The organism is Pseudochelatococcus contaminans (assembly GCF_014195635.1).
GTDB lineage: Bacteria > Pseudomonadota > Alphaproteobacteria > Rhizobiales > Beijerinckiaceae > Pseudochelatococcus > Pseudochelatococcus contaminans.
In genome coordinates, this window is the sequence record NZ_JACICC010000003.1 from 132,449 (window position 1) to 146,340 (window position 13,892).

At 64.2% G+C, this 13,892-nt stretch carries 12 protein-coding genes; 4 read left to right on the top strand and 8 right to left on the bottom strand.

What is annotated here, in order from left to right; all coding sequences use genetic code 11:
• Window positions 1–13 precede the first annotated feature (13 nt).
• Both FHS81_RS07155 and FHS81_RS07160 read left to right on the top strand, forming a co-directional pair.
• Window positions 14–1,474, top strand: a complete 1,461-nt coding sequence (locus tag FHS81_RS07155) for a GntP family permease (RefSeq protein ID WP_183751424.1) — start codon at window positions 14–16, stop codon at window positions 1,472–1,474.
• A gap of 191 nt (window positions 1,475–1,665) precedes the next feature.
• Window positions 1,666–2,850 (top strand): M20 aminoacylase family protein, encoded by a 1,185-nt coding sequence (locus tag FHS81_RS07160; protein WP_183751426.1) that lies wholly within the window; start codon window positions 1,666–1,668, stop codon window positions 2,848–2,850.
• Here FHS81_RS07160 and FHS81_RS07165 read toward each other — a convergent pair.
• The 6 genes from FHS81_RS07165 to FHS81_RS07190 form a co-directional block, all read right to left on the bottom strand.
• Window positions 2,839–3,669, bottom strand: coding sequence for an ABC transporter permease (locus FHS81_RS07165; RefSeq protein ID WP_246374890.1), 831 nt, complete (start codon window positions 3,667–3,669; stop codon window positions 2,839–2,841). The genes FHS81_RS07160 and FHS81_RS07165 overlap by 12 nt on opposite strands.
• Before the next feature lie 33 nt (window positions 3,670–3,702).
• Window positions 3,703–4,785: an extracellular solute-binding protein gene (locus FHS81_RS07170; RefSeq protein ID WP_246374897.1), complete on the bottom strand. Its 1,083-nt coding sequence runs from the start codon at window positions 4,783–4,785 to the stop codon at window positions 3,703–3,705.
• Between the two features lie 69 nt (window positions 4,786–4,854).
• Complete coding sequence (locus tag FHS81_RS07175) at window positions 4,855–5,910, bottom strand: ABC transporter ATP-binding protein (RefSeq protein ID WP_183751428.1); 1,056 nt, start codon at window positions 5,908–5,910, stop codon at window positions 4,855–4,857.
• Window positions 5,907–6,695: an ABC transporter permease gene (locus FHS81_RS07180; RefSeq protein ID WP_183751430.1), complete on the bottom strand. Its 789-nt coding sequence runs from the start codon at window positions 6,693–6,695 to the stop codon at window positions 5,907–5,909. Before FHS81_RS07180 ends, FHS81_RS07175 begins: the two co-directional genes overlap by 4 nt.
• A gap of 208 nt (window positions 6,696–6,903) precedes the next feature.
• Complete coding sequence (locus FHS81_RS07185) at window positions 6,904–7,401, bottom strand: hypothetical protein (protein WP_428982440.1); 498 nt, start codon at window positions 7,399–7,401, stop codon at window positions 6,904–6,906.
• A gap of 198 nt (window positions 7,402–7,599) precedes the next feature.
• The gene (locus FHS81_RS07190; protein ID WP_183751432.1) at window positions 7,600–9,513 is read right to left on the bottom strand and encodes an alkaline phosphatase; all 1,914 of its coding nucleotides are present in this window, start codon (window positions 9,511–9,513) and stop codon (window positions 7,600–7,602) included.
• A gap of 331 nt (window positions 9,514–9,844) precedes the next feature.
• Here FHS81_RS07190 and FHS81_RS07195 point away from each other — a divergent pair, with 331 nt between their 5' ends.
• Complete coding sequence (locus FHS81_RS07195) at window positions 9,845–10,594, top strand: ABC transporter ATP-binding protein (RefSeq protein ID WP_183751434.1); 750 nt, start codon at window positions 9,845–9,847, stop codon at window positions 10,592–10,594.
• Window positions 10,591–11,880 (top strand): FtsX-like permease family protein, encoded by a 1,290-nt coding sequence (locus FHS81_RS07200; RefSeq protein WP_183751435.1) that lies wholly within the window; start codon window positions 10,591–10,593, stop codon window positions 11,878–11,880. The genes FHS81_RS07195 and FHS81_RS07200 overlap by 4 nt, the downstream gene beginning before the upstream one ends.
• A 10-nt stretch (window positions 11,881–11,890) precedes the next feature.
• Here FHS81_RS07200 and FHS81_RS07205 read toward each other — a convergent pair whose 3' ends face one another.
• On the bottom strand, window positions 11,891–13,243 hold the full coding sequence (locus FHS81_RS07205; RefSeq protein WP_246374899.1) for a DUF1576 domain-containing protein: 1,353 nt from the start codon (window positions 13,241–13,243) through the stop codon (window positions 11,891–11,893).
• Window positions 13,240–13,881, bottom strand: coding sequence for a flavin reductase family protein (locus FHS81_RS07210; protein WP_183751437.1), 642 nt, complete (start codon window positions 13,879–13,881; stop codon window positions 13,240–13,242). Before FHS81_RS07210 ends, FHS81_RS07205 begins: the two co-directional genes overlap by 4 nt.
• Window positions 13,882–13,892: the final 11 nt, after the last annotated feature.

Genomic DNA, 13,892 nt, shown 5'->3' on the forward strand with positions numbered 1-13,892 from the left:
AAGGGATCGTACCATGAGCATTCTGGGTATCCTGATAGCCCTTGGGCTACTGATCTGGCTCGCCTATCGCGGCTGGAGCATTCTGTTGCTGGCGCCTTTGTGCGCCGTCCTTGCCGCACTGCTCGCCGGCCAGCCGCTGCTGGCCAACTGGACGCAGGTGTTCATGCCGAGCGCTGCGGACTTCGTGGCGCAGTTCTTCCCCATCTTCCTGTTGGGCGCGGTGTTCGGCAAGCTGATGGAGGCCAGCGGCTCCGTCGAAGCCATCGCCGATTACATGACGAAGAAACTCGGCACCGGGCAGGCCATCCTCGCCATCGTGCTGGCGGGCGCGTTCGTCACTTATGGTGGCGTCAGCCTGTTCGTTGCCTTCTTCGTGCTCGCTCCCATGGGGCATGCGCTGTTCAAGGCGGCCAACATTCCCCACCGCCTGATGCCCGCCGCCATCATGCTGGGCGCGGCGAGTTTCACCATGACGGCGATGCCCGGCACTCCGGCCATCCAGAACGCCATTCCCATGCCGTTCTTCGGCACCAACGCTTTCGCGGCGCCGGGGCTTGGCATTCTGGCGTCGGCCATCATGCTGGCGTTCGGCCTGTGGTGGCTGAAGCTGCGCGAAAAGCAGGCGCGGGCGGCGGGTGAGGGCTATGCTTTCGTCGGCGGGGGCGAGGAAATCGCCGAATCCGCTGCCGAGGATGAGACCATCCGCGAGCGGGCGACCACCGCGCGTGAGTTCGACCCCGAGGAAATCGGCCGCGGCGGAATGGCGCGCACGGTTCCGCCGTTTGCCGTTGCGGCGTTGCCGCTGGTTGTGGTCGTCATCGTCAACCTGCTGATGTCGTTCGTGGTGTTGCCGAATTACGATGCCTCCTATCTCACCACGGATGCGTTCGGCAACGTGACGCTATCGGCTGTCGGCGGGGTTTGGTCGGTTATCGTGGCGCTGCTGGTTGCCATTCTGGTGCTGGTGGTGACCAATTTCTCCCGCCTGCCGGATATCCGCGTCACGCTGGATTCGGGCGCGAATGCCTCCGTGCTGCCCATCCTCAATGTCGCCAGCCTTGTCGGCTTCGGCGCGGTGGTGGCCGGGCTGCCGGCCTTTGAAATGGTGAAGGAGTGGGTGCTGGGCATCGAAGGCGGCCCGCTGGTGTCGCTGGCTGTGTCCACCAACATCCTTGCCGCGCTGACCGGCTCCGCCTCGGGCGGTCTGACCATCGCGCTCGATGCCCTCGGCCCGACCTACATGCAGATCGCGACCGAAACGGGTATCGATCCCGGCCTGATGCACCGTGTGGCCGTGATCGGCGCGGGCACGCTCGACAGCTTGCCCCACAACGGCGCGGTGGTGACGCTGCTGGCCGTCGTGGGCGCAACGCATAAGGACAGCTATCTGGACATCGTGATGGCGGCCATCGTCGGCGGTCTCATCGCGCTGGTCGCCGTGGTTGCGCTTGGCTCTCTGGTCGGATCGTTCTGATCGGGCTGCAAGACCGTTCACGACGATCTCATCTCAAGGCGCTTTTCGACCCCGGCGGCAACCGGGGTCGATTTGTTTTTGCCGCGCATGGAGATACATTGACGCTCGTGATAATTTGGACGCTCGTGATAATTTGCGGGCGTATGATGAGGACGCGCAAGACGTCCGCCAGCGGGAGACAGGGAGCAGCCATGAACAAGCCGAGCCACGGCGACGATTATGCCAACGACATCACCCCGGCTGAAATCGAGGAGGCCGTGCGCTGGCGTCGTCATCTGCACGCCCGGCCCGAACTGGCGTTCGAGGAGCATGAAACGTCCGCCTTCGTCGCCCGCGAACTTGCCGGTTTCGGCTACGAGGTCCATACCGGCCTGGGGCGCACCGGCGTTGTGGGCACGCTGCGCAAGGGGTCCGGCAGCCGCACGATCGGCCTGCGCGCGGATATGGATGCGCTACCCATTCTCGAAGCGACCGGGGTTGACTATCAATCGCGCGTACCGGGCAAGATGCATGCCTGCGGCCATGATGGCCACACCGCCACGCTGCTGGCGGCGGCAAGGCTGATCGCCCGCACGCCGTTTGACGGCACGGTGCATCTCATCTTCCAGCCGGCCGAGGAAAATGAAGGCGGCGCGCGGGAAATGATTGCTGATGGCCTGCTGCGCCTGTTTCCGCTGGATGCGGCTTACGGCATGCACAACTGGCCGGGCATGGATGTGGGGATTTGCGCCGTGCGCGAGGGGCCGATGATGGCCGCTTCCGGCACTTTCGAGATCACGGTGGCGGGACGCGGTGCGCATGGGGCGATGCCGCATCAGGGCGCGGACCCGGTCGTCGCGGCCAGTGCCGTCGTCGGTGCGTTGCAGACCATCGCCAGCCGCAACGTGCCGCCCATCGAGGCGGGCGTCGTTTCGGTGACGCAGATCCACGGTGGCGATACGTGGAACGTCATTCCGGAGGCGGTGGTGCTGCGGGGCACGACGCGCTGGTTCCGCGATGCGGTGGGCGAGGTGGTGCGCGAGAGGCTGCACACGCTGGCGGCCTCAGTGGCGGCGGGCTATGGCTGCCGGGCGGACGTGGTGCATAAGGATGGCTATCCGGCCACCGTCAACAATGATGCCAATGTCGCTGTGGTGCGGCAGGTGGCGGCGCGACCTGAGGTCGGGCTGCGGATTGCCGAGTTCGATCTCAACACGGCGTCCGAGGATTTCGCCTTCATCCTGCGCGAGGTTCCCGGCGCGTATTTCATGCTGGGCGGCAAGCGGGAAGGGGAGAATCCGAATCTTCACTCGCCGCGTTTCGATTTCAACGATGCCATCATTCCACATGGCGCGCGGTTCTGGCGGGAACTGGTGCGCGTGAGCCTACCGGCCTGAGCGGCGGCGAGAGCCGAACGCCTCGCCGACGGCGATCACCGCGACGCAGATTGCCACGAGCACCAGCGATGCGGCGGCAGCGGCCGGAAAGTCGCTGCCGGTCTCGGAAATCTTGCTGTAGAGAACCAGTGGCAGGATGTTGACCTGCGTACCCACGAGCGCCAGCGCCGTGCCATACGCGCCGATGGCCACCGCCGCCGTCAGGCAGAACGCAGCGACGAGGCTGGGCATGATCTGCGGCAGCATCACGTCGATGAAGGCGCCAAATCGCCCCGCGCCAAGCGACCGCGCCGCCGAGAGCTGTGCGCGGTCGAAATTGCCGATTGCCGGCAGAACGATCAGCACGACGCGCGGTATGAGATAATACGAATAAGCAAGACCGAGCCCCAGCGGCGAGTAGATGAACGCCCCGACGACTGACGGATCGAACCCCGCTTTCGCCAACAGCAGCGTGACGAAACCGGCCCGGCCCAGCAGCAGGATGAACCCGTAGGCGACGATCAGACCAGAGAACGTCAGCGGCAGGGAGATGGCGATCAGTGTCGCCGTGCGCAGACCGGGCTTGAAGCGGGCGAGCGCCAGCGCGACACCGACACCGACCACAAGGGAAAACAGCGGTGCGGCGGTGCCCAGAATGAGTGTGCCGCGCAAGCCGTTCCAGAACACTGGATCGGCCGCAAGGCGCGCGAACGCGCCGCCGTCTTCCGCAAATGCGCCTGATAGCACGGCGCCGACCGGCAGCAAAAAGAACAGGCCGATCAGCGCCGCGCCCGGCGTGGCGAAAGCGGCGAGCATGCGGTTTGAAACGCGGGAGTTCATGGCCGGGTGCTCGCCGTCATCGTCCGGTCGTTCCTATTGCCCGAGGACGGCTTTTGCCCAGCCGGCATCGATCTCGGCCTTTTTGGCGGTCGCCTTGGCGATGTCGAGCGGGCGAACCTGCGGCGATGCCGGCAGCTTGTCGGCGATGGCCGGCGGCAGCTCGATGCCGGGCACGGACGGGCGCACATAGCCTTCGGCAAAGATCTTCTGGCCCGGATCGCTGAGCACGAAGTTGAGCCACAGCTTGCCCGCATTCGGGTTGGGGCCGTTCTTCACCAGCGAGATGGCGTAGGGCGCGGCGGCCGATGCCTCGGCGGGAATGACCACGGCGATGTCGTCGCCCAGCCCGTCCGTGTACTTGGCGCGCAGGCCGTCGTTCTCATAGCCGATCCAGATCGGGATCTCGCCCTTGATGAATTGGGCGTAGGGCGTTGTGCCCACCGTGCGCAGCACATTGCCGGCCTTGGTCAGGCGGCCCAGATAATCGATGCCCGGCGTCACGTTGTCCATGTCGCCGCCGTTGCCGAACGCGGCGGCAAACACCACCACCTGCCCCTGCCCGGTGGAGCGGGGATCCTGATAAACGATGGTGTTCTTGTAGTCCGGCTTCAGCAGGTCGGCCCAGTTTTGCGGAACCGCCTTGACCAGCTTGGTGTTGACGAGAAACGCCACGCTGAGTGTATGCACGGCAAACCAGCGGGCCTCCGGATCACGCAATTCGCCGGGCAGGCGGTCGAAGTTCACCGGGCGGTAGCTTTCCACGACCCCAGCCTTCGCGGCGTCGAGCGCCGAACCGGCGAAGTAATAGGCCGTATCGGCCTGCGGGCGGTTGCGGGCCTTCGCCAGCGCCACCACCGTCGCCGCCGATCCGAGATCGTTGTAGACGAGTTCGACGCCCGGATAACGCTCCTTGAACGCCTTGAACTCACCGGCCCAGTTGGCCCACGTCGGGCCTGTGTCGAAGGAAACGACGAGGCCCTCGCTGCGGGCGGCGTCGTAAAGCGCTCGCTCGCCCGCGTAATACTCTGCGCCGTCGAAGGCGAAGGCGGAAGTCGTCAGGCTCATTGCCATCGCGGCAGCGGTGGCGATGCCTGTCATCAGTTGCCGTCTGTTCATATCGATGGTTCCTGTCTGTCGAAATCATGATGATCCAGCGAGGCGGGGAGTGCTGGCGCAGCCCCCGCTTTACGATCTCGTGCCGGCGGCATCCGCTCCAGGCAGCAGCCGCACGGCCTCGGCGGGGATGGATACCCGCCCGACCGCGCCGCGCGCGTGCGTTTCCAGCCGGATGAGCCCGCCGTCGACGCTGAGGTCGATGCGGCGGACAGGGCCGAGGTAGCGGTCGGCGACGACCGTTCCCCGGAAATCGTTGACCCGAGGCGGCTGCTCCGGCTCGGCAGGCAGGATGCGTTCGGGCCGCACCAGCACCGTCACTGCCGCGCCGGGGGCATATCCCTCCGTGGGGCAGGCGAGGGTGCCGATGGGTGTCCGCACGCGGCCGGTCTGTTCCACTGTGCCCGGCCAGAGGTTGGACTGGCCGACGAAAGCCGCCACCTGGGCATTGACGGGCGTTTCGTACAGCTCTTGCGGCGTGCCGGTCTGAATGATCCGTCCATCATGCATGACGACGATCCGGTCGGCGATGGACAGCGCCTCTTCCTGATCGTGCGTCACCAGCAGCGTGGCGATGCCGGCGGCGCGCTGAACGCGGCGGATCTCGTCGCGCATGCTGGTGCGCAGCCCGGCATCCAGCGCCGAGAGCGGTTCGTCCAGCAGCAGGCCGCGCGGTTCGAATATGAGCGCGCGCGCCAATGCCACGCGCTGCTGCTGTCCGCCGGAAATCGCCGTCGGCCAATCATCGCCGCGCCCTTCCATGCCGACCCGGGCGAGCATCTCCTGCGCCCGCGCGCGCCGTTCCGCACGGCGGATGCCGCGCACCTTGAGCGGATAGGTAATATTCTCCCACAGGCGCATGTGCGGAAATAACGCGTAGTTCTGAAAGACGACGCCGAGGCGGCGGTCCTCCGGCGCAAGCGGGCCAACATCCTGCCCCTCGACCAGAATGCGCCCGGCATCCGGCTGCATGAAACCGGCGAGCAGTTTCAGGATGGTCGATTTGCCGGAACCGGAAGCGCCGATGACCGCGACAAGCTCACCCCGCGCGATGTCCAGCGCGATGTCGAACACCCCCGCCGTGCTGCCGGGATAGATGAAGGACACGTTGTCATAGGTCAGGCTCATGCCGCACCTCCGCTGCCGCGCGCGCCGCCAATTCTCGCCGCCGCGCCGCTGGCAAGGGAGGCGGCAACCGCGAGAACAAGAAGCACGACGGTCGCCGCGCAGGCAAAGCCGGTTGCGCCGTAGAAGGCTTGCAGCAACACAACGGGGTATGTGCGCGATAGGAACCCCGCCACGAGGTTGGAAAGCTGAAACTCGCCGATGGACAGAGCCGCCACCGTCAGCAGCGCAGACAGCAGGCTGGGTTGCAGCAACGGCAAGGTTACGTCGCGCATCCGCGCGGCAAAAGACGCCCCGAGCGTCGCGGCTGCTTGCTCATACTCGTCAAGGCGGAGCTGATCCATATCCGCCACCAGCGCCGTGACGGTATAGGGCAGGGTGAGCACAACGTGCCCGGCCGCCAGCAGCCAGAAACTGCCGAGCCACGGCAGCGTGTCGGACGAGAACACGAGGATGAAACCGAAAGCCAGCACCAGTTCCGGCACCGCTACGGGCATCAGCGTCACCAGCCGTGCCGCGAGCCGCACGCCGCCGCGGGCCCCGGCATGGATGGCGTAAGCCAGCGGCACGCCGATGAGCACGTTGAGCGCGCAGGTGAAGGCGACGACCTGAAGGCTGGTGATGAACGCGCGACGGAAGCTTGGATCGCTGGCAACCTCGGCATACCACCGCCACGTAAAGCCAGATGGCAGCAGGGTATTGCTCCACGTTTCGCCAAATGAACCAACCCCCAGCAGCACGACAGGCGCGGCCAGGAAAAGCAGATAGGCGAACGCGATAAAAGGCAACGTCGAAAACCCCGGTGCTTTCGATGGCGGATTGATGCCTGTATTGTGGCATTCTCCGAGCCGTACGCAAAGAGCCAGAGTGAATATTTTGACAGGTCTTTTTATTAAACAGCCGTAGCCCGTTAATAGATGAAACGGCTAAGTAATAGTATGCAAAGTAGTGGTCCGAAAGAACTGCGTCCGGGTTGCATCCATGCTTCGTGCCGGTTCAGGATTTGGAAAAGCGCGCCCCGGTGATCCGCAGCAAGCTGACGAAGCCTGTTTCCGGGTCGGTCCATGATCCCACTTCCAGCGTCCCGGTGACGTCGATGGGGGCGTTGTATTGCACGAATGTCTGCGCGCTCTTCAGATAAACCACGACGATATCATCCGGCCAGTCGGCATCCGAGGAGCAGAAGGGGCAGATGGACATCGGCGTCGAGGACAGGACGAAGAACTTCGCTTCCGCCTTGAGAGGTGGCGCCATGAAGCCGCGCATGGATATGGTGTTGCCCTTCAGCTCCTTGACGCGCGGGGAGAACTCAAGCCCCAGCACGCTGATCTTGCCGTAAAGCTCGTCGAACCCAAGGCTGGGCGTGGCGGCGAAAGCGGGAAGCACACCGATGCTGGTCAATCCCGCAGCGCAGGCGAAAGTCATGAACGACCGCCGGTTGAGATCGCGCATGGCGTCGGCAGCGACACCGTTTTTTCTGACATCGCGGGTCATGGTCTCGTTCTCCGTGGATCATTTCCGCGTCTCGGTAAGACGCGGAAATGATGTCGTCATGCAAATTCAGGCCAGAGCATTTCGGTATTTCGTTGAAACGCAGAGATGCTCTGTCTTGTTGGTTTTACGCGTTGTCTTCACGCAGAGGGGTATCCGCTTTGCGTGAAGACGCTTGAGTGCCTCAAGTCGGCACGTGCTTTATTCGTCGGTCTTTGCTTCGCCGAGGGAGAAGACATCGGCGAGAACGAAGAAGACGTCCGAGTTTTCCATGTAGCCGTGCAGCTTCTCGGAACCCGGACCCTGCGCCTGAAGGACGACGTCGTCAACGGCATGGACGCCGGTGTCCTCGGAGGTGGGGATGTTACCGATGCGAAGCACGGCGCCGGGCACGTTCTTGTAGGCTTCGTTGGCGACGTACTCGCCCTTTTCGTTCTTGAGGGCAGGCACGAAAGTCCCGTCCATCTTCGGCCCGAACGTTTCGTAGTAGTCGGGATAGTTATTGGCGAAGACGGCCAGCGGACGCTTCACGTCGATGGTGTCGGGATAGCCGTCGCCGTCGGTGTCCTTGTAGTCGGGGAAGCCGCCGTTCTGGTAAGTGCCGACGCGCTGGCGCATCGGGGAAGCGCGCTCGATGGAGCCTGCACCCTCGACCTGGGCGTTTTCGTTCAGCTCAAGCACTTTCTGCTCTTCCGGCGTAAAGTTCCGGTCGATGGTGCCGATGATGGAAACGCCGTGGGTGTGGTCGGCGGTGGTGATGATCAGCGTGTCGGGATGCTTCTTCGCGAATTCCTGCGCGATGCCGACAGCCTTGTCGAGCGTGATGGTCTCGACGATGGCGCGGTCGAAGTCCAGCGGGTGCTCGTACTTGTCGATCAGGGCGCCTTCGACCATCAGGAAGAAGCCGTCTTCGTTCTTTTCCAGCACGCTGAGGGCCGATTCCATCATTTCCGGCACGCTGGGCTGGTTCGGGAACTTCTTGGCATCGCCAAGGCCCAGCTGCATGTTGACGGTGCCTTCCATGTTGCCGGTGGAGAACAGGCCCAGCACCTTGCCGGAGTTGGTTTCGGCGGCAACCTTGGTCAGCTCGTCGCGGTCGGTCGCGACTGCGTAGCCCGCTTCGCGGAACTTTTCGATGTAATCGATGTCGTCCTTGCGCTTCGAGCCGGGCGTGCTCTTGGGCAGGAAGTAGGCCGATCCGCCGCCCAGAATGATCTCGGGCTGCACATCATAGAACATGCCGACGATTTCAGGCTTGTCGGCGCGGCGGCGGGTGTGCGAGACGACGGCGGCCGGCGTAGCGTCCTGCAGCTCGGCGTTCGAAACGATGCCGATGGCCTTCTTCGGCGCCATGCGGCGAATGGCTTCGGCGATGGTTTCCTGCCGGGGCTGGTCGAGCGAATTCTCGTTGCGGGTGGCGTAGACGCCAAGCGCGTTCACCGCGGACTTCTGGCCCGTCATGTAGGCGGACATCGTGTTGGCGCTGTCGGCGGCGATGGAGTCGGTGGACGACGTGCCGATGAAGGCCATGGCCGGCAGCGTATCCATGTTGAGCTTGCCGTTGGCCTTGCCCTCGGTGTTGCCCTTGGACATGATGCGTGCGCCGGTGCGCATGGAAACGGTCATGCCGTCGCCGAGGATGAAGATGATGTTCTTGGCGCGGGCTTCCTTCGGCGTGCCCGATACATCCCACTTCACGCTGCTGCGGAACGTCTTGCCTGCTGCGTCCTTGCCCTCGGCGACGACGGTGTAGGCGCCCGGCTCGACCAGCGAAACCTGCTTGATGACCAGCGAGGAGCCATCCTTGCCGTTCTCGTTTTCGATGTACTCGGCCTTTTCATCGAAGACTTCGGCGAAGGGCTTGTCGTTGAGGGTGAGCGTGATGTCGCTTTCCTTGACGACAGTCGGGAACTCGACCTTCAGGTCGAACTTGCCGCCCGAGAGCAGCCGTGCGCGATCGATGGGATAGATCTTGGTGCCAGCGCCTTCGGCAGCGATCAGAACTTCGTTTTCGAGTTTCTGCACTTCGCCGGTCTGTGCCAGTGCAACGCCCGGCACAAGAGCCGTGGTGGAAATAATGGCCAGCGTGAATGCTGCCAGTGTGGAGTGACGCATGATGTCCCCGCTTGCGTTATGCAACGTTGTTACATAGCAAAGGTCGTTATCGACTCTCTTTGCTCAAGAGTTGCGCGCGAAAACTATAAATTCTAAATGTCACTTGAATGAATACGCGGCAAATGAACATAGTTGCATTAATTGGATAGTATTATTATTTATTTTGGATGGATCCATATCTTGTTTGTCATAAACGACTGCTATCCCGTAGCTCCATCAGATGCTTCCGCCGAACGCTTAGGTTTCCGGAAGCGTCAAGGGCGCGACATCGCCGAATTGCCGCATCGTCTTCAATTGGCGGCCGCGTCGTTCCATACTTCGGGAGCAAGTGATGGCAGGGCTTTCGCTATCCGGTGTCAGGGTGGAGTTTCCGGGTCTGGCCGCCCCGGTGCTCGATATCGCGGCGCTCGCGGTGGCGCGGGGCGAGGACGTTGCCGTGACCGGGCCTTCGGGATCCGGCAAGACAACGCTCATCAACGTCATGACCGGGCTGGAAAAGCCCGCCGCCGGCTCGGTCCGCTGGGACGATACGGATCTCGTCCGGCTCGGTGAATCGCAGCGCGATGCGTGGCGTGCCGGCCACGTGGGGCTGGTCATGCAGGAATTTCACCTGTTTCCGGGCCTCAGCGCCATTGAAAATGTGCTGCTGCCGGTTCGGTTTCGCCTCTTTTCGGTTCCCGCCGCCACGCGCGAGCGTGCGCTGGCGCTGCTGAAGCGGGTTGGCCTTTCGCGGCCGGATCAGGATATCGCCACCATGTCGCGCGGCGAGATGCAGCGCGTGGCGGTGGCGCGGGCGCTGCTGGGGCGCCCGGCGGTGTTGATCGCCGACGAACCCACGGCCAGCCTTGACGCTGCAAGCGGCGCGGTGGTCGCGGATCTGCTGATCGAACTGGCGCGCGAGGAAAACGCCACGCTGATCGCCGTTACCCATGATCCGCGCCTCTCCGGCCGTCTCGGGCGGCGGTTGTCGCTGGTCGCGGGCCGTATCGCCGAAGATGTGGCGCAGGGCGAGGGCGCGGCCCCATCCTCCGCCACCCCCTATACGCCTCCGGCTGCCTCGCAGGGACAGGTGACGCCATGATTCCGGTTCGCTTCATCGCTGCCGATCTTCGCCGTTTGTGGGCGGGATCGCTGGTCATCGTGCTGTTGATCGGCCTTGCGACGGCCCTTGGCATCGCGGTCGGTATTCAGGAACGCGCCTTGCGGCTCGGCAGCGCCCGCGCCGCAGACAGGTTCGACCTCGTGGTCGGTGCGGCGGGGGCGGAAACGCAACTGGTGCTCAGTTCCGTCTTCCTTCAGGCCGCGCCGCTCACACTGCTGCCAGGCAGCGTGCTCAAGGATCTGGCTGAAGATCCGCGTGTCGATTGGGCGGCTCCGGTGGGCTTCGGCGATTCGTTCAACGATCTGCCGATCGTGGGCACCACCGGCGAATTCCTCACCGACAAGGGCCGCCGCCCGCTGGCCGAGGGCGAGGCTTTCCAAAAGCCCACTGACGCGGTTGTCGGCGCACTCGTCGATCTTCGGTTGGGCGACACCGTGAAGCCGGTGCACGGGTTGCCGGGAGAAGCCGGCCATACCCATGATGAACTGGCCTATACCGTCACGGGACGTCTCGCCGCCACGGGCACACCGTGGGACCGCGCCATCCTCGTGCCCATCGAGACGGTCTGGAGCATTCACGGACTCGATGGGCACACCGCCGACGCGCATGACCATGATCATGATCATGGGCACGACCATGCGCATGAAGACCACGATCATGATCACGATCACGACGGCGTTCAGGATCATGCGGCGGAGGATCACCTTGGCCCGCCATGGGCTGCGGGGATTCCCGGCGTTCCCGCCGTCATCGTCAAGCCGAAATCCATCGCCAACGCCTATCAACTGCGCCAGCAATATCGCACCGACACCACGCTCGGCGTTTTTCCGGCGGAGGTGCTGACGCGCCTTTATGCGACGCTGGGCGATGCGCGCGTAATACTGACGGCCATCGCGATCGGCACGCAGGCGCTGGTCGGTGCGGCGGTGGTGCTGGTCTGCGTTGTCCACCTGTCCCAACGCCGGCGGCAGATCGGTGCACTGCGGGCATTGGGCGCGCCGCGTCTTTCCATTTTCGGCGTCGTCTGGGTGGAGCTTCTGCTGCTGATCGGCCTCGGGGTTCTGCTCGGTCTCGGTCTCGGCCTGCTGGGCGCGAAGGTGGCGGCCTCCTTCTTCACGCAGCAGAGCGGCATCGCGCTGCCCGTATCGCTGGAATGGTCGGATGTCGGCTTTGCCGGGATGCTGATGCTGGTGGCGGCCGTCATCGCACTCGTGCCGGCATGGCTCGCCTATCGCCAGCCGGCTGCCGCCGCGCTGCGGGGATGAAACGGGACGGTCAGGGAGCAGGGCCGCTCTGGGGCGGCGCTTGACGCTCCCTGATCGCCAGAATGATCGGCACCAGAACGGCTGCCACGATGCCGGCTGCAAAACCGTTGTTGTAGAGGTTCAGGCCGCCGTGCAGGGCACCCACGGCCAGCGCCGCCGATGAGTGCAGGAACCCTGCGGCCAAGCCCCAGTGCCAGCCAAAGCGCCCGGCGATGGGGGCAAGGGTGGTGCCGAACAGCGCCGCGAGCACGATGGCCGGGTCGTTGGCATTCCACGGCTTGGCCAGCGAACCGAGGAACACCCCGATGATGATGGGCGTGAAATTGCCCGGATGCTTGCCCATGGCGGCAAAGCCGACGATGGCGAAGATGCCGCCGATCACCGGGCCGTTGAGATCCGCGCCGATCAGCAGGATATAGCCAAGCCCGACAAGGCCGCTGAGGCCCATGTTGACCAGCGTGGCGCCAAGCCCCGCGAGGGCGATGAAATCCGTCGGCGCTTGCCCGGACGAAGCGAGGATCGTCTTGAAACCGACGAGCCAGCGGCGGTCGAGCAGGATGCCGCCCATGATGAGCGCCCCGAACCCCACGACCAGAAAACTGCCCAGCACCAGCGTATTGCCGGATGTCCAGATCATCACCGGGGCGGGCACGAACCCATAAGATTTGTAGATGGCGACGATGAGCGTGCCGACGATGCCGGCGACGAACCCCATGTTGTAGAGGTTGTAACCCATGTGGGTGCGGAAGAGATGCGCGGCGACCGGCGGCAGCACGAAACCCGACACGAGGCTGGTAGCAACGGCGAGCGGCAGGCTGACGGGCAGCGACAGGGCGGTGCTGAACAGGATTTCCGAAAACATCGGCGCCAGCGCCGCGCCGAAGAACGCGGTGTTGATATGGACGCTGAACGGATCGCCGCGAAAGCGCGCATAGAGATAAACGCCCGCGACGGTGCACCATATGTTGAGGACGTTCTTGCCGAAAAGCGAAAACCCCAGCATGAGAAACAGGCACGCCACCGTTGCCGCGCTCAGCCGCGCCCCGCACAGGTAGTAGCAGGCAATCGACAGCAGCGTCGTGAGCCCGGCGTTGAAGAACGCACCCCCGATGCCACCGACGCCGATATAGTCCGTGATCAGCGTATCCCTGACCAGCAGGATGCGGACGAATCCGGCCAGCACATCGCCGGCCGGGTCGACCATGAAAGCGAAGGCCATGAACGCCGCCGCGCCAAGCGCCGCGACGAGCAATGCCCGCCCATCTGTTGTTGGAGCCGATGGCGCGGTGGCGGGAGAGGAGGGTGGTGAGCCCGAAAAGCGCTGCGCCGCTGCCTGCCGCATGCGGCGCAGGATTGCACTCATGGGGATGCCGGCGGGGATGCCGGTCTGGGACGCGACATGTCGAAGCGTGTCTGCGGGCTGATCTCGAAATAATCTCCGCGCCCGCCCCCGCGCGCCACCGGCAACGCCGCCGTGGTGTCATAAACGCCATCGCGCAGGCACGCCCGGTCTATATGCACCGCTACAACCTCGCCCAGCACAAGCCAGGTGTCTGTTTCGGCTCCATGCCGATCCAGCAGGCGAATGGTCTGCGTATGTCGGCATTCGAAAGCGACGGGGCTTTCCAGAACGCGCGGGGCGGCAACGATTCGGCCCGCGACCGGCGTCAGGCCCGAGAGCGCGAACTCATCGGCGCCGCGCGCCACGGGTGCTGAAGTGGCGTTCATCGCTGTCGCCAGTTCTCTGGTCACGAGATTCCAGCAGAATTCGCCGGTTTCCCGCACGTTCAGCAGCGTGTCCTTCTCGCCGCTGCTGGCGAAACCGATGATCGGCGGTTCGCCGCTGAACAGATTGAAGAAGCTGTAAGGCGCGAGATTGAACCCGCTCGCGGCGCGGGTCGAAATCCAGCCGATGGGGCGCGGAGCCACGATGGCGTTGAGCGGGTTATGCTTCAACCCATGCCCGTGCTCGGGCTCGTAAAAGTGGAACCTGTCGGACATGATGTTGCTCG